Annotated in this window: 21 protein-coding genes; 18 read left to right on the top strand and 3 right to left on the bottom strand. The window is 39.3% G+C overall.

Features of this window, described 5'->3' with window-relative positions; translation table 11 throughout:
* Positions 1-37: 37 nt before the first annotated feature.
* The 8 genes from L6410_RS06650 (at position 38) to L6410_RS06615 (ending at position 6,174) form a co-directional block, all read left to right on the top strand.
* On the top strand, positions 38-727 hold the full coding sequence (locus tag L6410_RS06650) for an amino acid ABC transporter permease (RefSeq protein ID WP_172103649.1): 690 nt from the start codon (positions 38-40) through the stop codon (positions 725-727).
* Positions 728-739: 12 nt separating this feature from the next.
* Complete coding sequence (locus L6410_RS06645; RefSeq protein ID WP_237395164.1) at positions 740-1,420, top strand: amino acid ABC transporter permease; 681 nt, start codon at positions 740-742, stop codon at positions 1,418-1,420.
* Between the two features lie 8 nt (positions 1,421-1,428).
* Positions 1,429-2,187, top strand: a complete 759-nt coding sequence (locus L6410_RS06640; RefSeq protein WP_172024925.1) for an amino acid ABC transporter ATP-binding protein — start codon at positions 1,429-1,431, stop codon at positions 2,185-2,187.
* A gap of 262 nt (positions 2,188-2,449) precedes the next feature.
* Complete coding sequence (serC, locus tag L6410_RS06635) at positions 2,450-3,541, top strand: 3-phosphoserine/phosphohydroxythreonine transaminase (RefSeq protein WP_237395163.1); 1,092 nt, start codon at positions 2,450-2,452, stop codon at positions 3,539-3,541.
* On the top strand, positions 3,541-4,098 hold the full coding sequence (locus L6410_RS06630) for a GNAT family N-acetyltransferase (RefSeq protein ID WP_237395162.1): 558 nt from the start codon (positions 3,541-3,543) through the stop codon (positions 4,096-4,098). Before serC ends, L6410_RS06630 begins: the two co-directional genes overlap by 1 nt.
* A gap of 53 nt (positions 4,099-4,151) precedes the next feature.
* Positions 4,152-5,330, top strand: coding sequence for a 3-phosphoglycerate dehydrogenase family protein (locus tag L6410_RS06625; protein WP_024404903.1), 1,179 nt, complete (start codon positions 4,152-4,154; stop codon positions 5,328-5,330).
* Entirely contained in the window at positions 5,327-5,824 is a 498-nt protein-coding gene (locus L6410_RS06620; protein ID WP_419580016.1) for a methylated-DNA--[protein]-cysteine S-methyltransferase, read from the top strand. Before L6410_RS06625 ends, L6410_RS06620 begins: the two co-directional genes overlap by 4 nt.
* Positions 5,821-6,174 (top strand): arsenate reductase family protein, encoded by a 354-nt coding sequence (locus L6410_RS06615; RefSeq protein WP_172006078.1) that lies wholly within the window; start codon positions 5,821-5,823, stop codon positions 6,172-6,174. Before L6410_RS06620 ends, L6410_RS06615 begins: the two co-directional genes overlap by 4 nt.
* 16 nt (positions 6,175-6,190) lie before the next feature.
* On the opposite strand, the gene L6410_RS06610 is transcribed toward L6410_RS06615, so the two are convergent.
* Both L6410_RS06610 and L6410_RS06605 read right to left on the bottom strand, forming a co-directional pair.
* Complete coding sequence (locus L6410_RS06610) at positions 6,191-7,090, bottom strand: cation transporter (protein WP_237395160.1); 900 nt, start codon at positions 7,088-7,090, stop codon at positions 6,191-6,193.
* A 103-nt stretch (positions 7,091-7,193) separates the two neighbouring features.
* Positions 7,194-8,021, bottom strand: a complete 828-nt coding sequence (locus L6410_RS06605; RefSeq protein ID WP_172006080.1) for an exodeoxyribonuclease III — start codon at positions 8,019-8,021, stop codon at positions 7,194-7,196.
* 154 nt (positions 8,022-8,175) lie between these two features.
* On the opposite strand from L6410_RS06605, the gene L6410_RS06600 reads away from it, so the two are divergent.
* From L6410_RS06600 to L6410_RS06585, 4 genes are all read left to right on the top strand, one after another.
* Complete coding sequence (locus L6410_RS06600) at positions 8,176-9,837, top strand: hypothetical protein (protein ID WP_237395159.1); 1,662 nt, start codon at positions 8,176-8,178, stop codon at positions 9,835-9,837.
* Between the two features lie 180 nt (positions 9,838-10,017).
* Positions 10,018-11,406 (top strand): amino acid permease, encoded by a 1,389-nt coding sequence (locus L6410_RS06595; protein ID WP_160864630.1) that lies wholly within the window; start codon positions 10,018-10,020, stop codon positions 11,404-11,406.
* A gap of 127 nt (positions 11,407-11,533) precedes the next feature.
* On the top strand, positions 11,534-12,403 hold the full coding sequence (locus L6410_RS06590) for a DUF975 family protein (protein ID WP_172103641.1): 870 nt from the start codon (positions 11,534-11,536) through the stop codon (positions 12,401-12,403).
* A gap of 221 nt (positions 12,404-12,624) precedes the next feature.
* Positions 12,625-13,461, top strand: coding sequence for a DUF975 family protein (locus L6410_RS06585; RefSeq protein ID WP_237395158.1), 837 nt, complete (start codon positions 12,625-12,627; stop codon positions 13,459-13,461).
* 24 nt (positions 13,462-13,485) lie between these two features.
* On the opposite strand, the gene L6410_RS06580 is transcribed toward L6410_RS06585, so the two are convergent.
* The gene (locus L6410_RS06580; protein ID WP_237395157.1) at positions 13,486-14,364 is read right to left on the bottom strand and encodes a CPBP family intramembrane glutamic endopeptidase; all 879 of its coding nucleotides are present in this window, start codon (positions 14,362-14,364) and stop codon (positions 13,486-13,488) included.
* 377 nt (positions 14,365-14,741) lie between these two features.
* Here L6410_RS06580 and L6410_RS06575 point away from each other — a divergent pair, with 377 nt between their 5' ends.
* The 6 genes from L6410_RS06575 to L6410_RS06555 all read left to right on the top strand — a co-directional run bounded on the left by L6410_RS06575 (position 14,742) and on the right by L6410_RS06555 (position 22,163).
* Entirely contained in the window at positions 14,742-14,840 is a 99-nt protein-coding gene (locus L6410_RS06575; RefSeq protein WP_419579991.1) for a putative holin-like toxin, read from the top strand.
* Positions 14,841-15,133: 293 nt separating this feature from the next.
* Positions 15,134-15,226, top strand: a complete 93-nt coding sequence (locus L6410_RS11105) for a putative holin-like toxin (protein ID WP_221622108.1) — start codon at positions 15,134-15,136, stop codon at positions 15,224-15,226.
* Positions 15,227-15,434: 208 nt separating this feature from the next.
* Positions 15,435-17,411 (top strand): site-specific DNA-methyltransferase, encoded by a 1,977-nt coding sequence (locus tag L6410_RS06570; protein WP_237395156.1) that lies wholly within the window; start codon positions 15,435-15,437, stop codon positions 17,409-17,411.
* Between the two features lie 3 nt (positions 17,412-17,414).
* Positions 17,415-17,858: a hypothetical protein gene (locus L6410_RS06565; protein ID WP_237395155.1), complete on the top strand. Its 444-nt coding sequence runs from the start codon at positions 17,415-17,417 to the stop codon at positions 17,856-17,858.
* Complete coding sequence (locus L6410_RS06560) at positions 17,855-20,959, top strand: restriction endonuclease (protein WP_237395154.1); 3,105 nt, start codon at positions 17,855-17,857, stop codon at positions 20,957-20,959. The genes L6410_RS06565 and L6410_RS06560 overlap by 4 nt, the downstream gene beginning before the upstream one ends.
* The gene (locus L6410_RS06555) at positions 20,952-22,163 is read left to right on the top strand and encodes a hypothetical protein (protein ID WP_172075235.1); all 1,212 of its coding nucleotides are present in this window, start codon (positions 20,952-20,954) and stop codon (positions 22,161-22,163) included. The genes L6410_RS06560 and L6410_RS06555 overlap by 8 nt, the downstream gene beginning before the upstream one ends.
* The last annotated feature ends 13 nt before the right edge of the window (positions 22,164-22,176 follow it).

Below are 22,176 nucleotides of genomic sequence, written 5' to 3'. Positions count from 1 at the left end.
GAGATCTTTCCTTTTTGTTACAATTTTGGAGGTGTTTATGGTTTCGTATGACTTATCTTATGTTTTTAAATTTCTGCCTGAAATTCTTTATGCACTTCCATTAACACTATGGATATTAATCGTAACAATTGTGATTGGAAGTTTATTGGGTGCACTTTTAGCATGGGGACAGTTATATGGAGATGAGGTGATTGTCTCCATCTCCAAAGGCTATGTTTTTGTATTGAGATGTACACCACCCATTGTATTACTATTCATGGTATTTTATGGTTTACCAGAGTTCTTAGAATGGTGGTTAGGTTTAGATGTGAACGGATGGTCACGTACAGTTTTTGTCATAACTGCCATGACACTCTTATATGCTGCCACGATCTCGGAGGTATTTAAATCAGCATACCTAGCTGTACCGAATGGACAAATGGAAGCAGGTTTAAGTATCGGTCTGACAGAATTTCAAACTTTTCAGAGAATTTTACTGCCACAAGCTTTTCGTTTTGCTCTTCCCAATATCAGTAATGCGATTTTGAATTTATTAAAAGATACAGCTTTAGCCTACACAATTGGATTGGCAGATATCATGGGGGCAGGAAATCTCTTGATTGGACGAAATTTAGGAAACTATTCACTAGAAACCTATACAGCAGTAGCCGTGGTATATTGGAGTTTAGCATTACTTTTAGCACTTGGTAATCAATTCTTTGAAAATGCTTTGGAAACAAGTAGATAGAAGGAGTTAAATATGGATATTCAATACATCATTTCTACATTTTTGAAGACGCTTGCAGGTGTTCCAGTCACTCTGGGAATCATGCTTGTTTCCATTATACTTAGTTTCTTTCCGGCTCTTCTTTTAGCTTTGGGACGTCACTATAAGGTTAAAGGGGTAACTAGTTTTTCAATTATTTATCTTGCATTTATTCGCTCAACACCACAAATATTATTGATATTATTTTTTTACAGTCTTTTTCCAAGTTTATTGAACAATCTTTTCAAGGAAACTGGGATTAATGTATTTAATATTCCTCCTATAGCATATGCGTTTGTCATATTTAGTCTGATTACCATTGGAAGCCTATCAGAAATAATTCGCTCAGCCATTCTAACAGTTGATAAAGGTCAATTAGAGGCTGCTCAAGCCATTGGATTAACAAACACTCAAGCCTTCATTCGAATTATTTTTCCTCAAGCTTTACGCTCAGCCCTTCCAAATTTATGTAATTTAGTCATCAATCTTGTGAAAGGAACGTCATTGGTTTTTGTCATGACGGTAAAAGATATTACAGCTATCGCAAAAGTAGAGGCAGCTTATGGTTATCAATATTTTGAATCGTATCTTGTCATTTTCTTAATGTATATTCTCATTTGTGGCCTCATTCAATTTCTATTTAACAAACTTGAAAATTATGTAAAACTTGTATAGGAGAATTTATGTTAGAAGTTAAAAATATTGAGAAATCCTTTGGTGAAAAAAAGGTTTTGGACGGTGTTAGTTTAAGGGTTGATCAGGGAGATGTCGTTGTCATTCTCGGTCCATCTGGTTCTGGAAAGACAACTTTCTTGAGGACCCTTAATTATTTGGAGAAGGCTGACGCAGGGCAATTGACTCTGGATGGAAAAGACTATGATTTGGCCAAAATCAGCCGAAAAGAAGTATTAGAAATTCGTCAAAAAACAGCCTTTGTTTTTCAAAATTATAATCTATTTGCCAATAAAACAGCTATTGAAAATATCTTAGAAGGATTAGTGATTGCAAGGAAAATTCCAAAAGCTGAAGCCTTAGAAATTGCGGAAAAAGCCCTAGCGAAGGTTGGTTTATCGGACAAACGAGATGCCTATCCGAGTCAGCTTTCAGGTGGGCAGCAGCAACGAATAGGTATTGCGCGTGCTATTGCGGTAAAACCAGATGTTATCCTGTTTGATGAGCCAACTTCTGCTTTAGACCCAGAGTTAATTGGTGACGTCTTGTCGGTCATGAAGGAATTGGCCCAGGAGGGTATTACGATGGTAGTGGTTACGCATGAAATGAGTTTTGCTAGAGATGTCGCCAATCATGTCATCTTTATGGAAGGTGGCCATATTATCGAAGAGGGCGAGCCCAAACAATTTTTCGCTCGACCGAAAGAAGAACGAACCAAGCAATTTTTAACAAGGATCATACCAGAATTAAATATTGACCCAGTCATCTAAAATGATTAGCAGTGCTAGTCATTTTTTTCATCCTGAAAAGTGGTGTTTTCTCATTATTTGTTAATGTATGGTGTATAAATTTGCAATTATTATGAACTATGTGAGAGAATATAAAAGAAAAAACATCGAAATCGGGATAAAAAGTCTAGTTTTGTAAGAATATTAGACCTAAAACCGAATATTTTTACGAAATTTAAACATTTTATGGAATTGTCTGAATATTTGTGATATAATGAACAGACTAACATATTGGAGGGATTTTATGACAATCTACAACTTTTCTGCAGGTCCTGCAGTATTGCCAAAACCAGTACTTGAACGCGCCCAAGCTGAATTCTTGGACTACAATGGTTCGGGAATGAGTGTTTTGGAGATGTCGCATCGCTCCAAGGACTTTGATGATATTATAAAGAGTGCTGAGGCAACACTTCGTGAATTGATGGCGATTCCTGATAACTATAAAGTTATTTTCTTGCAAGGGGGAGCATCATTAGAATTCACAATGATTCCGCTCAACTTTGCTCAAGGCAAAAAAGCTTACTATCTTGTAGGTGGTTCATGGGGCAAAAAAGCCTATACAGAGGCAGTGAAGTTGTCTAAAACGATTGCCTTCGAACCAATTTTGCTTGGTTCAACTGAAGATATTACCTATGCAGAATTGCCAACTTTCGATAAAAATGAGATTGATCCAAGTGCAGCCTATGTGCATTTGACAACAAATAACACTATTGAAGGTACAGCAGTATATGATATTCCTGACACCAATGGTGTGCCAGTGATTGCTGACATGTCTTCAAACATCTTAGCAGCTCGCTATAATGTTGAAGATTTTGCCATGATTTATGCTGGTGCACAGAAGAACATTGGTCCTGCTGGTGTGACAGTGGTGATTGTTCGTGAGGACTTCCTCAATGATCAACCTATGCTTTCAAGCATGTTGGACTACCGTATTCAAGCTGAAAATGAGTCTCTATATAATACTCCGCCAGCATACTCTATCTATATTTCTAAACTTGTCTTTGATTGGGTGAAAGAAATTGGTGGTGTTGATGAGATGGAAAAAATCAACCGCGAAAAATCTGGTTTGCTTTATGACTATATCGACCAGTCTGATTTCTACACAAATCCTGTTCGCAAAAAAGAGGAGCGTTCAGTAGCTAATATTCCTTTTGTTTCACCAAGTGAAGAATTGGATGCAAAATTTGTCAAAGAAGCAACTGCAGCTGGATTTAAGAATATCAAAGGTCACCGTTCAGTTGGTGGAATGCGGGCATCATTATACAATGCCTTTCCACGTCAAGGTGTGGTTGATTTGATCGAATTCATGAAGAAATTTGCTGCGGAGAATGCTTAATGGAAATTAGATTAGCGCATCCAAACGAGATAGAGGCTATTGTCAATATTCTTGAAGAAGCTAGGGCTTTTCTAGCATCTTCTGATATTCATCAATGGCAGGGAGAGTATCCCAATAAAGACAATATCTTTGATGATATCCTTTCTGGACGTGGGTATGTTGGCTTAGTGGACGGAAAAGTGGCTGCGTATGCAGCGGTTAACCGTGGTCAGGAAGAAGAGTATGAGGCAATTTATGATGGAAAATGGCACCATAACAATCCTGTCTATACCACTTTCCATAGAGTAGCAACTTCGAATGAGTTTCGTGGTCAGGGAGTTATTCAAACCTTTTTGCAAGGCTTAATTGAAGGGCAAAAAGGATCAGATTTCCGCTGTGATACTCATGAGCAAAATAAAGCAATGCAACATATATTACAAAAACTGGGCTATGTCTACTGTGGAAAGGTTCCAATAGATGGAGAACGGTTAGCTTATAAAAAAATCAAACACAAGAACGAACGTAGTCTTTATCAAGAGATTGATGAAGACGACCGTTGGTTACTCGGAAATAATTAATGAAATATAGAAAGAAAAGGCGGTAGCTATTCCGCCTTTTTAGGTAAAAATAAATGGTTTTTAGCGTACGTACTTTTAATAATATCAACCAAGTTGGCCTGAAAGAATTGGGCAATAAATTCCAGATTGATGGCGATCATGCAAATAATCCTGATGCCTTTATTATTCGTTCTGAAAACTTGCATGGATTTGATTTTCCTGAAAATCTAAAAGCGATTGCTCGTGCAGGTGCTGGAACCAACAATATTCCAATTGAAGAAGCAACTGAGAAGGGAATTGTAGTTTTCAACACTCCTGGTGCCAATGCCAATGCGGTAAAAGAAGCAGTTATTGCTTCCATCCTCTTGTCAGCTCGTGACTATATCGGTGCGACTGCATGGGCCAACACCCTTTCAGGAGACGATGTGCCAAAGCAAGTTGAAGCAGGTAAGAAACAATTTGCAGGAACAGAGATTTCAGGAAAAACCTTGGGTGTCATCGGCTTGGGTGCAATTGGTGCCCGTATTGCGAATGATGCACGTCGTTTGGGAATGAATGTTCTTGGTTATGATCCCTATGTGTCTGTTGAAACAGCTTGGACGATTTCAAGCCACGTCAAACGTGTGGATGATTTAAAGGAAATTTTCACCAACGCCGATTACATTACTGTTCATGTACCATTGACAGATAAGACTCGTGGACTTTTCAATTCAGATAGTTTTGGACAGATGAAAAAAGGAACAACCCTCATTAATTTTGCTCGTGGCGAATTGGTTGTCAATGCAGACCTTTTCGAGGCAATTGAAGCGGGAGTGATTAAGAACTATATTACCGACTTCGGTACCGAGGAAGTTCTCAACAAAGAAAATATTATCGTCTTTCCACACGTTGGTGGATCAACAGAAGAGGCTGAACTGAATTGTGCTATTGCTGCTGGTCAGACCATTCGTCGTTTTATGGAAACTGGTGAAATCATTAATTCAGTTAACTTCCCGAATGTGAAACAGTTCTTGGATGCACCGTACCGTATTACCTTGATCAATAAAAATGTGCCAAATATTGTTGCAAGTATTACAACGGCTGTATCTGAATTAGGGATTAACATCGATAACATCATTAACCGATCTAAAGGTGATTACGCCTATACATTGTTGGATTTAGATGAATCTGATGAAACCAAAATCGCGAATTTGGTCGAAAAATTCAAGGCGGCAGATGCGATTACAAAAGTGCGAGTAATTAAACATAAATAATGCTATATAAACAAATCTATAAGAGTCCCTTAGGCTCAATCTCCCTTATAACTAGTGATAAAGGCTTGATGGGCGCTTGGTTTGAGGGACAGAAGTATTATGAAAAAGGAGTGACGGAAGAGGTATCTGTCACTTCTCATCATGTCTTAGAGCAAGCATGTGACTTGTTAATAAGCTATTTTTCTGGGGAAAATCCAGATTTTAGTCCCCTGCCACTTGATCTAAGAGGGACAGCATTTCAGTTAAAAGTTTGGAAGATATTGCAAGAAATTCCTGCGGGTCAAACGACTACTTATGGGCAAATTGCCAAAGAACTTGGTATTCAATCAGGTCAGGCTATTGGTGGCGCGGTAGGTCGTAACCCCCTATCCATTATTATTCCATGCCATAGAGTATTAAGTGGGGATAGAAAATTGACAGGTTATGCTGGCGGTCTAGACAAGAAAATCTGGCTCTTGCAACATGAAATTCCAGGATTTGAGGTAAAGAAATGATTTTATTTTATGAATATCCAAAATGTTCTACTTGTCGTGCAGCTAAGTCTGAGTTAATCAAATTAGGTGTGGAATTTGAAGCGATTGATATCAAAACGACCCCACCAAGTGCAAGTCAATTAAAAGACTGGATGGAGGCGACAGGATTTGAATTGAAAAAATACTTCAATACCTCCGGAAATAGCTATCGCGAGTTAGGTTTGAAGGATAAATTTGACAGTCTGACTTTAGAAGATGCACTTGGTTTACTCGCAAATGATGGTATGCTTATCAAACGCCCTTTGTTGATCAAAGACGGTAAAATTCTACAGATTGGTTACCGAACCAAATATGAAAATCTCGACCTTTGAAAGATCGAGATTTTTTTCATAATGCGTATTCGACGGAAATGTATTCGTGTTTCTTCTTTAGTAGATAGAGCATTTGCTGCTTATCTTCCAGCAGTTTTCTAACAATTTCATGTTGAACATTGTGCAGGTTGATCTTTACTCGTATATTCATTCCCTGCTTGAAAATATGTATTTCAATATTGCCCGCATGGTCATCTAAATAGGTTTCTACAATTTGATAAATGGAATCGTGAATTTCGGGAGCTTGTATGGTCCCGTTTGCCAATTCTCTAAAGGAAACAACCAGCCCATCCCATGGTTCTTTAAAGGAAATGAGAGCTAGAACCACAGTTAGGAAAAAGTCCCCTGTGTAATGTAAAAAACCGAATGGACTGCTGATTGGGATGAAGTGAAGGAGAATGACAGCCAAACCGATGGCTCCTGAAATAAGTCCATCAACTAAATTTCCCTTAGACTCTGCTTGGATAATAATGGACATGTGGTTTAATCTTGCACTCATGTGGCGATTATAGAAATAGAGTCCCATACAAACAAGGAACATGGTTATTGTGTAGGGAACAACTGGGCCAGTTGTCATTGTATGACCAATCCCGTTGACGAAATAGGCAAAAGCAGTAGCACTTGTTTCTAATACTGCAAATAGTAATAATAGCAGGGTTGCGAGTGATTTCATGATGGCATATAGAGGTTCTAAAAAATAGAGTCCCTGTGGAAAAGTGGTTGTTTTCCGATGGCTATTTTTTGAAATATAAAAGGCTACCATGGAGGAAACAAAAGCAATCAGTGAAAAGACACCATCTAAGAGTAGTGCGTTTAATCCTGTTATAATGTACACAGCCAGACCCGCTGTTCCGCTCAATCCATTTACGATTGAGGACACGATAAGAGATTTTCTTTCGATTTTTTTATGATTCATGACTCCTCCTTTGCTAGTTTATATATATATTATACCATATTTTGCAACCGTTTACAAATCTGTTGATTTTACAAACCTAGCTTTTGCTAGGTTTGTAAGGGGATTAGACGTTAATTTCCATCACAATTGGTGTATGGTCTTGACGAGCACCAGAATCAATCATATCCGATTTGGTAACCTTATCAGCCACTCTGTCACTAACTAGCCAGTAGTCAATTCTCCAGCCAGTATTGTTGATTTTACTGGTGCGGCTACGTTGTGCCCACCAAGTATAGGCGTTAAGAACATCACCATGTAAATGACGGAAGGTATCTGTAAAACCATGGGCTAATAGATTTGTAAAGCCCTGACGTTCTTCATCTGTAAAACCTGGGGACTGGCGATTGCTTGCTGGATTTGCAAGGTCGATTTCCTTATGCGCAACGTTGTAATCGCCTGTTGCGAGAACCGGTTTTTGGCGATCTAGTTGTGAAAGGTAGGCAGCATATTGGAGGTCCCAGATTTGGCGGTCAGCCAATCTCTTCAAACCATCGCCTGCATTTGGTGTATAGACCTGTGTAACAAAAAAGTCATCAAACTCAAGCGTGATGATACGACCCTCGGCATCCATGGTGGTTGGTGCCCCAATCTCAGGGAATGTTATCGTAGGAGTGAGGTGGTTCTTATAGAGAAAGAGTGTTCCTGCATAACCTTTACGAGCGGGCTCCACTGATGAGCGCCAAGTATTGAAATAATCAGGAAAATAGGATTCTAATATTTCGAGATGCTTCTTAGTAGGTCCCTTATCAGATAGCTTGGTTTCCTGAATGGCAATGATGTCAGCGTCCTCTGCTACAAGAGTTTCAATGACGGCGCGTGACAGCAATGCACGAGGAGATTCAGCTGTAAGAGCGGCATTTAGGGAATCAATGTTCCAAGAAATAAGTTTCATATGGTTCCTTTTCTAGTTTGTTCTGACTAATATTATATCAAAAATACTGATTCCGAGCGAATAGGGAGTTTGGAAATATGTTTTAGTTACTTGTATGAAAATACCAAAACTATGTTATAATATAACTAATAAATTAATGCTTGTGGAGGTATATATGAAAAGAATATTGAGTGGTTTTCTCTGGCTTGCTCTCATTTTGGAAATCCTAGTTTACTATTGGTTTCAGCTACCAGCTTTCAATTTTTTGAGTCTAGAATTTTGGTTTTTCATTCTTCAGTCTTTTGGCTTGCTGTGGATTGTACTCGCAATCACTAGCAAAGCTAGTCCGATTCGGAAAGTTTCCAAGATTTCAGGTCGTAATCGTCAAGTGGAGTCTTACCAATTTTCGTCGGGGAAATTACCGACTTATCTCAGTTGGTTGGGCCGTGTTTGGGTTGTAGTTGTTTTGCTGATTATCGTTCTAGGGGTCATCAATTCTCATATTTTTCGTGCGAAAGATTATTCTTCAGTAGTGACTGTGGAAGAAGCGGATTTTAAAACAGATTTTCCTGAGACCGATATTTCAAAATTGGCACTTTTAGATCGTGCGTCAGCTGAGAAGATTGGTGATACCTATCTGGGTACCATCGATAAGGTTTCACAGTTTGGTATTTCGAATGACTACCGCCAAATTACAATCGGACAGCAACCGTTTCGTGTGTCTCCATTGGAGTATAAGAGTTTTTGGAAATGGCTGAGCAATCACCAAGATGGTATTGGTTACTATGTAAAAGTAAATCAGACGACAGGTAAGGCAGAACTTGCCAAGTTGAACGAAGCCATGCATTACTCTGATTCTGAGTTTTTACTTAATGATACTCTGCGGCATCTTCGTCTCCAGTACCCAACAACTATTTTTGGTAAGCCTTCGTTTGAAGTGGATGACAAAGGGAATCCCTATTATATTGCAACGATATACGAGCCAAAATTTGGACTGTCCTCACATGATCCAATTGGTGCTATTGTGTTAGATGCGGTTACAGGAGAAAGCAAGGAGTATCGTCTTGAAGAGATTCCTGAGTGGGTGGACCGAGTTTATTCTGCTGAAAATGTCATCAGTCGTGTTGATGATCATTACACTTACCAGAATGGTTTTTGGAATACCATTTTCAGCCAAACAGGTGTGAAAAATACTACGGATAGTTATAATTATATTTCCATCGGTTCAGATATTTATCTCTATACCGGTATTACCTCAGCGACAGCGGATTCATCAAACCTTGGTTTTATCCTAGTCAATATGCGTACTCGCGAAATTACTAACTACAAATTGGCTTCGGCAACAGAGTCAGCTGCTCAAGAGTCAGCAGAAGGGGAAGTGCAGGAGAAAGGCTACAAAGCAACTGCTCCAAGTTTAGTCAAATTAGCGGATACAGCATACTATTTGGTATCCCTAAAAGATGATGCAGGTTTGGTTAAATCTTATGCATTAGTAGATGCAGAAGATTACCAACAAGTCACAGTGAACAATGATGTGGCCAGCTTAATTTCACAAGTTACTGGTAGGGATGCTTCTAGTCTAGCTGGACTTGCGACTACGACAAATGGAGATTCGAGTCAACCTACTGAAGTGGTAACGGGCAAGGTGGAAGCAGTTGCCAGCCAAATGATTGGTGGGTCAACGGTATATTATATCCAATCGGAAGGCAAGATTTATAAGGTTAAGGCTACTGAAGACAGTACAGACCAGCTGCCATTTATCAAGGTAGGCGATCAATTTACTGGTCAATTGGATAAAAAGAATTACTTGCAACAGGTTGTCATCAATCCTGAATAAGAAGAAGTGGAAGATTGTCTGATGATGTCAGACGATTTTTCGCTTTTTTTATTTTCGTGCGAAATGCTGGTTTTTATTGTATAATGGAGCGTTGTGATTTTTTCTAGTGATTTTCAAAGAATATGAGAACGTTTATCTAGGATGATATCTTATCAACAATCTATGGTTTAGGAGTTGTTTATGAATCTGTTGAGGAAAAAACAGGTAGGGGAGCGTAGTAGTCAAATGCGGCGTCACTTGGGTTTGGTTGATTTGATCTTTTTAGGGATTGGTTCAATGGTGGGAACAGGTATTTTTACAGTGACGGGATTGGCTGCTGCCCAATATGCTGGTCCTGCCTTAGTTATTTCTATCGTAATAGCAGCAATTTCAGTTGGTTTGACAGCATTATTCTATGCTGAATTTGCCTCACGAATACCTACGAACGGCGGAGCTTATGGGTATCTCTACACGGTTTTCGGGGAATTTCCTGCTTGGATTGCTGGTTGGCTGACCATTATGGAGTTCTTGACAGCTGTTTCAAGTGTTGCATCGGGATGGGGTGCTTATTTGAAAGGTCTCTTAGCTCATTTTGGTATTTCAATGCCAACTGCATTGAATGGGACCTTCAACCCTGCTGCGGGTACTTATGTGGACCTCTTACCAGTTCTGGTCTTGTTTTTCGTAATAGGGGTTGTTTTACTAAATTCTAAGGCGGCCCTTCGTTTTAATTCAGCCTTAGTTATCTTAAAATTCTCTGCCTTGGCCTTGTTTGTAATTGCTGGTATGTTCTTTATCAAACCGTCCAATTGGGCTGATTTTGCGCCCTTTGGGTTTGGAGCGATTTACGGTGGTCAAGCAGGTATAATGGCAGGAGCTTCTCTCATGTTCTTTGCCTTTCTTGGTTTTGAATCCATTTCGCTAGCTATAGATGAGGTAAAAACACCTGAAAAGAATGTGCCAAAGGGAATCGTCTTATCCCTCTTCATTGTCACAATATTGTACATTATAGTGACATTAGTCTTAACAGGGATGGTGCATTATTCTAAGTTGAATGTGGCAGATGCAGTTGCTTTTGCTTTGCGAGAGGTTGGTTTAGGTTGGGCAGCAAGCTATATTTCTGTTGTGGCCATTCTGACCTTGATTACAGTATGTATCTCGATGACTTATGCACTCTCACGGATGGTGTATTCGATTAGTCGCGATGGTTTATTGCCGAAATCCTTGAGTCAATTGACCAAAACCAGTAAGGTTCCAAAGAATGCGACGATACTGGTTGGAATATTTGCGGCGATCTGTGCGGGTATTTTCCCCTTAGCAACCATTGCTTCCTTTCTGAATATTTGTACCTTAGCCTATTTGATGATGTTAGCAGTCGGTATCATTCGTCTTAGACAAATAGATGGGTTGCCAAAAGAAGGTCAGTTTAAAACACCGCTGGTACCCTTATTGCCTATTTTATCAATTCTGATTTGTCTTTCCTTTATGTTCCAATATAGTCTTGATACTTGGTTAGCTTTTGGAATTGCCTTAGTAATTGGCATGTTCATTTATTTCTTCTATGGGTATGGTCATTCTGAAGCAAAATAATAATGCTTATCTCTTCTTTATTTGAAGGGATTTTTTCTACAATTTTTTTATAGAAATGCTGGAAAATTAAAAAATAAGATAGTATAATATATTTAATGAGAGACACAAATATGAAAGGAGAAGTGCGATGTCAAATCGAGATATTCGTGCTAAAGCAACAGCCATTCGTGAAAGTACGGATGGGATGATGACCTTATTTTTAGCCCCTGTTCTCATTATGGTCCTATCAGATGTTTTAGATAGGATGTGGGGACAGGCAGGTATTGTTTTATGGGGAAATACTTTTGTGAAAAATGGTGTGACGCGCACTATTCATTATATTTCACTTGGTCCGTCTTCCCTCTTTGATTTCTTAGTACAATGCTTGCTTGTAACAGCTTGTTTTCAATTGATTAGAGTGGTCCGTAAAGAGAAAAGTATCGTTTCGTTCAAAGATTGCTTTTCTCTGCTTGATGGTAAAAATTTTTTACCGATTGTAGTGACCATTTTATTGAAACAAATTTTTCTCTATGTTGCTGCATTTCCAACTACAGTGGGAGTTGCATTGATATTACTTTCCTTTTATAATTCAATTGTTATTGTTGAAGCGCCTGTTGGATATTCTCCGAATTTTTCGAACCTTTTCAATTCGACAAATTTGTATTTAGGTCTCATACTTATGCTAGTTGGGATTGTTTTGAATTTATATATTAATTATGGGCTCAGTCAGGTCACCTTTTTGCTATATGACTATTTGGACAAGGATTTATACACATCACCCTTCAAGATATTTAAACAAAGTTGGCAATTGATGAGTGGGAATAAATGGCGTCGATTCTTGTTAGATCTTTCTTTTATTGGCTGGTTTATTGGCGTCATCTTAACGTTGGGACTCCTAGGACTCTATGTGTTCCCTTATTATTGGACCTGTCAAGCGCTGTTTTATGAAGATTTAATAGCTAAGAATCCTTTGGCTTTTTCCAATGAAAAAACAATCGTCACTTCAACCCCTGCTTAAGTTGTGAGTGTCACAAGCACATTAATCGATAAATCGTAGCGAATCCCTTCAAATCGAAGGGATTTTAGCATGTTTCGATAGAAATTAATGGAAAACAGATGAAAAAAGTTATATACTATAGTTAAAAGTGAGTGTTTATCAAATACCGTAGTAGTGTATAGAACGATGATTTCCAATATGAAAACAGATGCATAAGGAATGAAAATGGAAGGGAGATGGAAATGACGACGAACAATATCGTATCTAGAGCGATGGCTATTCGTGAGCGAACCAAGGGGACAACGATCCTGTTCTTGCCATCCATTTTGCTAGCTATTTGCTATGCCTTATCAACGACTATTTTTCGTCTATTTACTTTTCTGAGTCTACGACAAGATAGTTCATTGGTAGAGAGTCGCTTAGTTTCATCTGTTACATTAGCTTACTTTGCTCGTGAAGGAATCCAGCTTTTATTACAGCTTTTGATTGGGCTTGCTTGTTTTCATCTGCTGGAATTAGTCAGAGGTGATAGACAGGAAGTCACTCTGAAAGATTGCTTTTCACTACTCAAAACGGATTGGGCAAAACCTATTTGCGTGACCTTACTCTTTCAGTATTTGATTCTCATGGTAGCAGGTTTACCCGCCACGATAGGTTCCGCCTTATGGCTTATCGGTCTTACTATGAGGAGCTTGATGGTGCTTTCTCCTGGGGCAATGGCAGAGCTGGCTTCTCATCAGCCTGATCAAATGATGGCTAGAGGAGTGATTCTTTTTATAGTTGGCATCGTCTTGTATTTTCTTGTTTACTACGCCTATTCTCAGACTGTTTTTGTCCTGTTTGATCATTTAGATAATGCAAGTTACACCAACCCGCTGAATGTATTAAGAGAGAGTCGCCTCTTAATGAAAGGAAACTATTGGCAACGAATTCGTCTAGATCTATCATTTCTAGGCTGGTTTGTCGGTGAATTGGTAACTTTACATTTGTTGTCTATTTTTGTTCAACCATATTACCATATAGCTAGGACAATTTTTTACGAAGCCATAAAAGCAAAAATAAAGACTGTTAGCGAGTGATCGTCAACAGTCTTTTGTTGTTTATTAGGATTTTCTTTTATGATTAAAATAGAGGTCATAGACAAGCCAAGCGATCATTCCACTTTGAACAAACAGGCTAATTACAGAACCTTCGACCCCAAAATCACCGCCAGATAGCCATTCAGGTCCTGTGATACCAACTTGTATAAAGGCCTGGCCAGCTTGTGTACCGCTAACTGGAAATGCAAAGACATTTCCTTGGAAACAATTCCAGGCAGCATGCAAGCCACCAATTGTCCAAATATTACCTGTTTTGAGCATCAACAAACAGGCTAAAATACCAAACAATGTGAGATCCAAAAGCGGTATGAGTGAGATAGCATGATTTCCTAAATGAAGAAATGTGAAAAAGAGCGAGGAAATAAGGATACCAACAGGAATAGTGTGTTTGGCTGAAAGTGATGAAAACATCCATCCTCTTGATAATATCTCTTCTGTTGTACCTTGGATTGACCAAGCTAGGATTAGTACAAAGAATTCTCCGAGTAATTTTATAGAGAACTGGATGCTAGTAAATTCAATCGCCCCCAATCCCCACATGATGAGTGCACAAGTGGTTAGCATTGTCGCTCCGATACCCCAACCGAGTAGAAAATCTTTTCCAGCCCCTTTTTTAGTAAACCCAAGTCCTAACCACGGGCTTTTTTCAACACAGCGAGACCAAAGAATCACAACTAAACTAATAAATATAAAAGCAAATAAATCTAAGCTAAGCGAGAGAAATGGATTGTTATCATACGGAATAAATGAAATTATCGGAGCATATACAATCAATCCTAGCATTTCCCCTACAATTAACAAAACTATCCCCATTAATGGGGAAGTAAGCGCATTAAGGTTAAACGCTGATTTAGCTTTTTCTTTGATAAATTCTGTTTTCATATACGGTCCACCTCGCAAATGCTTTACTAGTTTACTATTTTACCATATTAATTTAGAAAATTCTAGGTTTATTTTTATGTAAAAGATTGAAAGTTTCAAAATAATACACGGAGAATGGTAAAATTCAAAAAAAATCCACAGAAAAACCTGTGAAAAATATGGTATAATTGAACAGTAGAAAAGTGCTCCTATATCCATGAATAGATGTAGGAGAAAGACGGTGGTTACTTTCTAAGTGAGAGGCTAACCTAAACTTGATGGCAAGTAAACTTGCTCATCAAGTAACGACAAATCCTAAGCGATTTGTCTAAGGTTCGCACTAGTTCAATTTTTGAAAAATATCGTTTCAAAAATTGAACGTCGGAGGCGGGGGATCAGTGTTTGAAGTGGTACAAACTTTATTGAGTTTTGGTGGTTTCACAATCGCCTTGACAAGTTTGTGCTATACAATCTTCAAAGATGATAAAAAGAAATAGCCGTCAAAACTTTGGGGAGTGACGGCTATTTCTAAATTAGTATGACACGAACCACCGTCTTAAAGCGGTCCTACTAGGATTGAGTTGGCGCTCAATCCCTTTTTCAAAACTATTATATCACAAACTAAATTCGTTTGACAAATGCTATATGAAATTTGAGCGAGCTTTGAAATCTATGTAAAATCTGTGAAAAATATGGTATAATAGTACAGTAGAAAAGTTCCAAAAGCGGGGCGGAAATCTATTTTGGGAGGTGGTGCCTATGCAGTACCAATCTAGAAAGGTTTGCCGCAATGTCTGTCGCAGAGGCCCTCGGGCTGATGTTTCAGTTTGGCACGTTACTAATTGTGCTACTGACATTTATTTTTAACAATCGTAAAAAATAAAAGACAGTCAACCGCTATGAAACTTTGACCGAGTAGATTAGCAGTTGACTGTTATTCATATTCGTCCCGTCTTTAAAACGGTTCTACTGGGATTGAGCGCTAACTCAATCCCTTTTTCAAAACTATTATATCACAAACTAAAATCGTTTGACAATTTTTTAACTACATTATCAAAAAAGGCTTGACAGCCTATGAAAAGGAGATTACCATGAGCACAGCACAGCACAGCACAGCACAGCACAGCACAGCACAGCACAGCACAGCACAGCACAGCACAGCACAGCACAGCACAGCACAGCACAGCACAGCACAGCACAAGCTTGGAGACTACACTCAAGTTGAAAAGCTAGACCTCACTTCAAAAGATGTTTTATCAGATAACATTGCAAAAATTGGTCAGCTTTTTCCTGAGGTTCTGACAGAAAGTAGTGATGAAAATGGCAGGTTGCGTCCAGCCATTGACTTTGACAAGCTACGACAATTCCTTTCAAGAGAGATTGTAGAGGGGCGGGAGTCCTATGAGTTTACCTGGGTCGGCAAACGCGGAGCGATTGCGGAGGCAGGTAAACCGACGACCCAGACCCTCCGACCAGATCTTGAGGAAAGTGTTGATTTTGAAAAGTCTGAGAATGTCTTTATAACAGGGGACAATCTTGAAGTCCTCAAGGTCTTGCAGGAGTCCTATCTGGGTAAGATTGATATGATTTACATTGACCCGCCTTACAATACAGGTAAGGATTTTGTCTACTCGGATAAATTCCAGATGAGTGAGGAAGAACTGGCAGATGAAATGAATCTACGAGATGAGGATGGTTTGCAACGAGTGGGCTTGACCAAGAATGAAAAATCCTCCGCCCGCTATCACTCTGACTGGCTCAATATGATGTACCCTCGCCTAGTTCTTGCCCGTAACCTCCTCAAAGACAGTGGTGTTATCTTTATCTCCATTGACGACAACGAACAAGCTAACCTCAAAGCTATCTGTGATGAGATATTTGGGGAGGAGAATATAGTTCAGACAATTGCGTGGAGACGAAGTGACAATCAGCCGAATATTGGAATAAGCGCTCGGGTAAAAGAATATATTTATGTATATTCTAAAAGTTATCGAAATGTGAAATATGGTAGACTACCACTCTCAGAAGTCGCAAAAAAAGAATATAATTATGAGGATAAGTTTGGAAAGTATGGCCGAGGAATTCTAAGAGATGAAGTACGTGGACGATTTGATTACGAAATAGTTAGTCCGAAGGGAAAAAAATTAAAAGGTCCTTGGATGATTTCTCAAGATGACTTTTATGAATTGGTAAGACAAGATAAAGTGCATTGGCCAGAAAATGGTGGTGTACCTAGAACTAAAATATACTTGAAAGATGCTATGAAAAATGGCCAGTTAGCAAATGACTTTTGGGGTGTAGATTTTGGTACAAATCAGAGAGCAAATACAGAAATTAAGGCATTATTTTCAACACGAATTTTTGATTTTTCAAAACCTACAAAGATGTTGAAAAATATTACAAATTTAGGATTACCAGAAGATGGCCTTATCCTCGACTTTTTCGCCGGTTCTGCAACTACTGCACACGCAGTCATGCAGTTGAATGCTGAAGACGGTGGCAATCGTAAGTATATTCTCTGTACGTTGGACGAGCAAGTGGCAGACAAGTCAGCTGCCAAGGAAGCTGGCTATGAAACCATCGACCAGATTTCTCGTGAGCGAATCCGTCGGGCTGCTAAAAAGATTCAGGAAGAGCATCCAGAAACAGTCGGCAAGCAAGATTTTGGCTTCAGGGCTTATAAGCTGGACACGTCAAACTTCAAGGATGTCAGCCAAACACCAGATAGCTTTAGCCAAGAAAGTCTATTTGACAGTATTTCCAACATCAAAGACGGTCGAACAGACCTTGACTTGCTCTTCCAGATTATGTTGACATGGGGTATGGAATTATCTCTTCCGATTGCGAAAACTCAGATTGACGGTACAGCTATTTATAATGTAGCAGATGGTGTCTTGGTTGCCTGCTTTGCGGATGAAATTTCAGAAAGCGTCCTCCGTCAAATTGCCAAAGAAGAACCACTCCGAGCAGTCTTCAAGGACGAATCTTTCGCCAACTCCGCAGCAAAAATCAACCTAGGCCAAATCTTCAAAGAAGAAGCACCAAATACCAAAGTGAAGGTGGTGTAGGGGATGGAAATAGGAAATCTTTTTGAAGGGCTGTCAATACTTTTTGGGCTTATCACTGCATTTCTTGCTTTCGTATTGGGAAAGCAGACAAGGCTTTATGAAGAAAAGATAACCATTTACTCGGAGTTAATGTATCTACTTGAAGATATTTTGAATATTGGAAAGTTATCTAAAGAAGATGTAATAAAGATTTACAACGAATTGAATAAATTGATTGCTAAATCATACTTCTTTACAAATAAAATAGTCTATCAGCAATTATTGGACTTTATTAAAAGTTTTGAAGAATATCAAAACAATAAATCCATTGGAACTAAGAGAGTTTTATACGAGACAAAGACACTTGTTGAAGTGCTTAAAATCGATGGTAAAATTTTTAGAGTCTTAACTAGATGTAAAGTATTACGATTGAAGGATAGATTTCAAAAAGAAGGAGGCAACCAATGAAACTTCAATTTAAGCAGCAGCAATTTCAGTTGGATGCGGTGGCCTCGGTTGTGGATGTTTTTGCTGGTCAGGGTAAACATAGCGGTTTTGATTACCACATGGATAAAGGTCAGGGAATGGGTGCGGAACTGGACATGAATTTTATCGGTTTCCGCAATGCTCCCATCCAACTTTCACAGGATACTATCAGCCAGCAGGTACGAAGTCAGCAGCTCCGCTATGGACTAAAACCATCCGAAAAACTATCTATCCAAAAAGTCGAAGGTCGTCCGTCTTACAATTTGACCATTGAGATGGAGACAGGGACAGGGAAGACCTATACTTATATCCGCACCCTGATGGAGCTCAACAAGCAGTATGGCTGGCTCAAGTTTATCATTGTGGTGCCGAGCATTGCCATTCGTGAGGGGGTGCTCAAGTCCTTTGAAATCATGGCGGACCATTTCCAGATGGAGTACGGCAAGAAACCTCGCTACTTTGTCTATGACTCTAGCCGTTTGGGAGAGCTGGACAAGTTTGCTAACTCCTCTGACATTCAGGTGATGATTATCAACTCACAAGCCTTTAATGCCACTGGAGCAGATGCCCGTCGTATTCACACCGAGCAGGAAAGTTTCCGCTGGAGAAAGCCCATCGATGTCATCGCGGCAACTAATCCGATTTTGATCATCGATGAGCCTCAGTCGGTTGAGGGGAAAAAGACTAAAGAACGCTTGGAGGACTTCAAGCCCCTATTTACCCTCCGCTACTCAGCGACCCATAAGGACAAGCACGATATGATTTATCGTCTGGATGCCTTGGACGCCTACAATAAAAAGTTGGTCAAGAAGATTGCCGTTAAGACCGTGGAGCAGACTTCTACCACAGGTACACAAGGCTACCTTTATCTGCAAGAACTAGTTCCGCAAAAATCAGGAGCACCCAAGGCTCGGATCGAGTTTGAGATGCGAACCAAGTCAGGTGATGTCAAGCGTGTAACCAAATTGGTTGAGCAAAATTTTGCCCTCTTTGAAGAGTCAGGCAACCTACCAGCCTATCAAGATGGTTGGACCTTGAGTCATTTTGATGCGCGTGAGGGTGAAAATTCCATTCAAATCGGTGCCAATCGCAAACTCCATGTGGGCGAAGTGATTGGGGAAACCAACGAAGATGACATTCGTCGTATCCAGATTCGGGAAACCATTGCCAGTCACCTGCAAAAAGAAGAAGGCCTATATAAACGAGGTATCAAGGTGCTGTCCCTCTTCTTCATCGATGAAGTTGCCAAGTACAAGTGCTACGACGAGCAAAATGATGCCTACAATGGCACCTATGCCCAGATGTTTGAAGAAGAGTATGAAGCCCAGGTCAAGGCCTTGTTGGCAGATCCCAACCTCCATGGCAGCAACTTTTGGCACTACCTAAATAATCATCAGGAAGGCAATCCTGTTCACGCAGGTTATTTCTCCGTTGATAAGGTGAAAAAATCGGACAAGGTCAAGTTTGTGGACTACAAATCGGCAACTGAGAAGAGAAACAACCAATCCAACGATAAGGATGCTTTTGATTTGATTATGAAGGACAAGGAGCGTCTGCTGTCCTTTGATGAGCCAGTACGCTTTATCTTCTCCCACTCAGCCCTTAAAGAAGGCTGGGACAATCCTAATGTCTTCCAGATTTGTACTCTGAAAAATACGGGTACGGAGACAGAAAAACGGCAAAAGATTGGTCGTGGGATGCGTCTTGCTGTTGACCAAAAAGGGGTTCGACAGGATGAGGAACTCTTAGGAGCTGATGTTCATAACATTAACAAATTGACCGTCATTGCCAATGAAAGCTATGAAGATTTTGCTAAGAACTTGCAAAGAGAACTCAAGGAGATCTTGGCTGATCGACCAAGCAAGGTGGAAGTGGATCTTTTTGTCAATAAGGTCTTGGAAAATGAAGCAGGTCAAAAACTGACTGTCACTAAGGAAGTAGCTAAAAAGATTGTACATCAGCTTATTCAACAAAAATACATTGACGGCGAGGATAATTTAACAGCGACTTACTTTGAGCAAAAGGAAACAAGTCAGTTTGTTCTATCTGAAAATCTGGCTGGCTATGAAGTGGCTGTAAAAGATATCTTGGAGTCTATTTACGATGCCAATTGTTACCAGATTGAGCGTGAAAATGATTCGGAAGTTGTCTTTGCTAGAGAAATCAATCATGATAACTACAATCGTCAAGAGTTTAAACGTCTGTGGGAAAGCATTCATCACAAGTCCACCTATTATGTGGAGTTTGACGATGAGGAATTGATTGAAAAATCGGTCAAGGTTATCAATGAGGCTCTCTTTGTCAAAAAGCCTAGCTATATGATTACAGAGGCTGAGGCTAGGGAAATGAAGGCTGAACAAGGTTTAGATTTCAAGGTCAATAAGGACGGAAAACGTCAGGCTGAGCTAGACAAGTCTTCTATTCAACTCCGCTATGATTTACTAGGTGAAATTGCCAGTCGCACGGAGTTGAAACGGAAAACAGTTGCCAATATCCTGAAACAGATTTCACCAAGCAAGTTTGATATGTTTGCCTTTAACCCTGAGGCATTTATCCAACGAACAAGCCGCCTGATCAATGAGCAAAAGGCCAGTCAGGTGATTGAGCATATACGTTACAATATCTTGGAGGAAACCTTTGATAGCTCTGTCTTTACAGACAATCCAGAAAGCGGGAAATTGTCGGACAAACGAATACTGGAATCGCAAAAAGGAGTCTATAACTATGTGAAGGTTGATTCGGATACGGAAAAGAAATTTAAAGAAGAGTTGGATCAATTTGAAGATGTCATGGTCTATACTAAGTTGCCAAGCAGATTCAAGATTTCAACACCATTGGGTGATTACAACCCTGACTGGGCCATTGCCTTCCGAGATGGTTCGGTCAAGCATGTTTACTTTGTAGCTGAAACCAAAGGTTCAATGTCAACCTTGCAATTGAAGGGGGCAGAGTTGGCTAAGATTGAGTGTGCTAAGGCCCACTTCAAAGCCTTGAAGGAAAAAGGATTGATTGCGGACGATCGGATTTACGATGTGGTTGATTCTTATGAGAAACTCCTTGAAATTGTGAGGGGATATGATTGATTTTTTTATACTACTCATTAAATATTGGTATATTACTTTACCAGTTTTGGTTATTATTGGAGTGCTGCAACAGGATGATAATAAAGAAAAGGAAAAATCAAAACAGCCACAGTCTAGCTCTCCAGCAGACCGTGAGAATATTAGTAAAGTCAGCCGAAAGGAATCTTTTCCAATTCGCAGTTTGACAGCCTATATTTCAGAAGGTAATCAACTCATTTCCTTGGCAAGGGATTGGGTAATTGGTCTTGATGAACCTTATCATACCAATTATCAAACTAGGGACAAGCTAAATGAGGGTTATGCTATTGTGGAAAAACTAGAGCACTTGGCTGCTGAAGTTAATGCCATTACTCTTGAAGATTTAGGAATGGGAATACTAGATGTTCAAATAGGCGTCGTACTGTTCGTGGATGAATTTAGATATCAGGTTGAAAAGCGAGATCCGGAGAAAAAAGGGATGCTTTCTGATTCCTATGAGTTTAATGAAGATGGGACGAGGAGAGATTTTATCAAGGAAAGTATTGATAGAATTCATATTACTTACGGTGCAAAAAATTTGGAGACTGTCCGTTTGGAATTGAATGAGGTAGCTGAAAATGCAACCAGTTGGATTGAAATGCTAGATGATTCTTCATCGAATGAGATACTTTCAAGAGATCGACTAAATTATGGATATACAATTATTTCAAAAATGAAGGCTTTAAAAGAAGACCTTCATTCGGGGATTATCCAAGGGTTTTCAGATTTACAAAGACTCAATTTGATTACACGATTAGAAAAAATGATAGATTCTTTTTCACATGAAGTTGAGTTCCGTGATCCTGATAAACACCAATTGATTCGACTTTTGGATAATGATAAAGAACTCTTGGCTTTACATCTTCAAGTTATTAAGTATACAAATTTGATTTTTGATAATATTATGACTAGAGATATTCATCAAGAATTATTGGCTGAGCACACTGCACATTATCAATTATATGAAGAAGTCATTGAGAGACTGGTTAGAATGTATCTTTCGCCAGATTTATTTGAAGGAAAACCAGTTCAATTGGAAGATGTTATTGAGTTTATGACAGACTATTTGTCATTCCAAAAGCAAGCTATCCAACATTTGAATCGAGATGAAGTCAGAGAATATATGATTTCAAGGAGATTACTAGATAATAAGATGGCTCAATATGACTATAAAAATCTTCTGTAAGAAAAGTGTTCAG

It is taken from the genome of Streptococcus parasuis (assembly GCF_021654455.1).
Lineage (GTDB): Bacteria > Bacillota > Bacilli > Lactobacillales > Streptococcaceae > Streptococcus > Streptococcus parasuis.
The sequence above is the reverse complement of the archived record's forward strand: the minus strand, read 5'-3'. Positions and strand labels throughout refer to the sequence as shown.

Bases quoted from the DNA above. Each gene is read 5' to 3' on its own strand.
- L6410_RS06650 (WP_172103649.1), top strand. From the start codon at position 38: ATGGTTTCGTATGACTTATCTTATGTTTTTAAATTTCTGCCTGAAATT.
- L6410_RS06645 (WP_237395164.1), top strand. From the start codon at position 740: ATGGATATTCAATACATCATTTCTACATTTTTGAAGACGCTTGCAGGT.
- L6410_RS06640 (WP_172024925.1), top strand. From the start codon at position 1,429: ATGTTAGAAGTTAAAAATATTGAGAAATCCTTTGGTGAAAAAAAGGTT.
- serC (WP_237395163.1), top strand. From the start codon at position 2,450: ATGACAATCTACAACTTTTCTGCAGGTCCTGCAGTATTGCCAAAACCA.
- L6410_RS06630 (WP_237395162.1), top strand. From the start codon at position 3,541: ATGGAAATTAGATTAGCGCATCCAAACGAGATAGAGGCTATTGTCAAT.
- L6410_RS06625 (WP_024404903.1), top strand. From the start codon at position 4,152: ATGGTTTTTAGCGTACGTACTTTTAATAATATCAACCAAGTTGGCCTG.
- L6410_RS06615 (WP_172006078.1), top strand. From the start codon at position 5,821: ATGATTTTATTTTATGAATATCCAAAATGTTCTACTTGTCGTGCAGCT.
- L6410_RS06610 (WP_237395160.1), bottom strand. From the start codon at position 7,090: ATGAATCATAAAAAAATCGAAAGAAAATCTCTTATCGTGTCCTCAATC.
- L6410_RS06605 (WP_172006080.1), bottom strand. From the start codon at position 8,021: ATGAAACTTATTTCTTGGAACATTGATTCCCTAAATGCCGCTCTTACA.
- L6410_RS06600 (WP_237395159.1), top strand. From the start codon at position 8,176: ATGAAAAGAATATTGAGTGGTTTTCTCTGGCTTGCTCTCATTTTGGAA.
- L6410_RS06595 (WP_160864630.1), top strand. From the start codon at position 10,018: ATGAATCTGTTGAGGAAAAAACAGGTAGGGGAGCGTAGTAGTCAAATG.
- L6410_RS06590 (WP_172103641.1), top strand. From the start codon at position 11,534: ATGTCAAATCGAGATATTCGTGCTAAAGCAACAGCCATTCGTGAAAGT.
- L6410_RS06585 (WP_237395158.1), top strand. From the start codon at position 12,625: ATGACGACGAACAATATCGTATCTAGAGCGATGGCTATTCGTGAGCGA.
- L6410_RS06580 (WP_237395157.1), bottom strand. From the start codon at position 14,364: ATGAAAACAGAATTTATCAAAGAAAAAGCTAAATCAGCGTTTAACCTT.
- L6410_RS11105 (WP_221622108.1), top strand. From the start codon at position 15,134: ATGTCTGTCGCAGAGGCCCTCGGGCTGATGTTTCAGTTTGGCACGTTA.
- L6410_RS06570 (WP_237395156.1), top strand. From the start codon at position 15,435: ATGAGCACAGCACAGCACAGCACAGCACAGCACAGCACAGCACAGCAC.
- L6410_RS06565 (WP_237395155.1), top strand. From the start codon at position 17,415: ATGGAAATAGGAAATCTTTTTGAAGGGCTGTCAATACTTTTTGGGCTT.
- L6410_RS06560 (WP_237395154.1), top strand. From the start codon at position 17,855: ATGAAACTTCAATTTAAGCAGCAGCAATTTCAGTTGGATGCGGTGGCC.
- L6410_RS06555 (WP_172075235.1), top strand. From the start codon at position 20,952: ATGATTGATTTTTTTATACTACTCATTAAATATTGGTATATTACTTTA.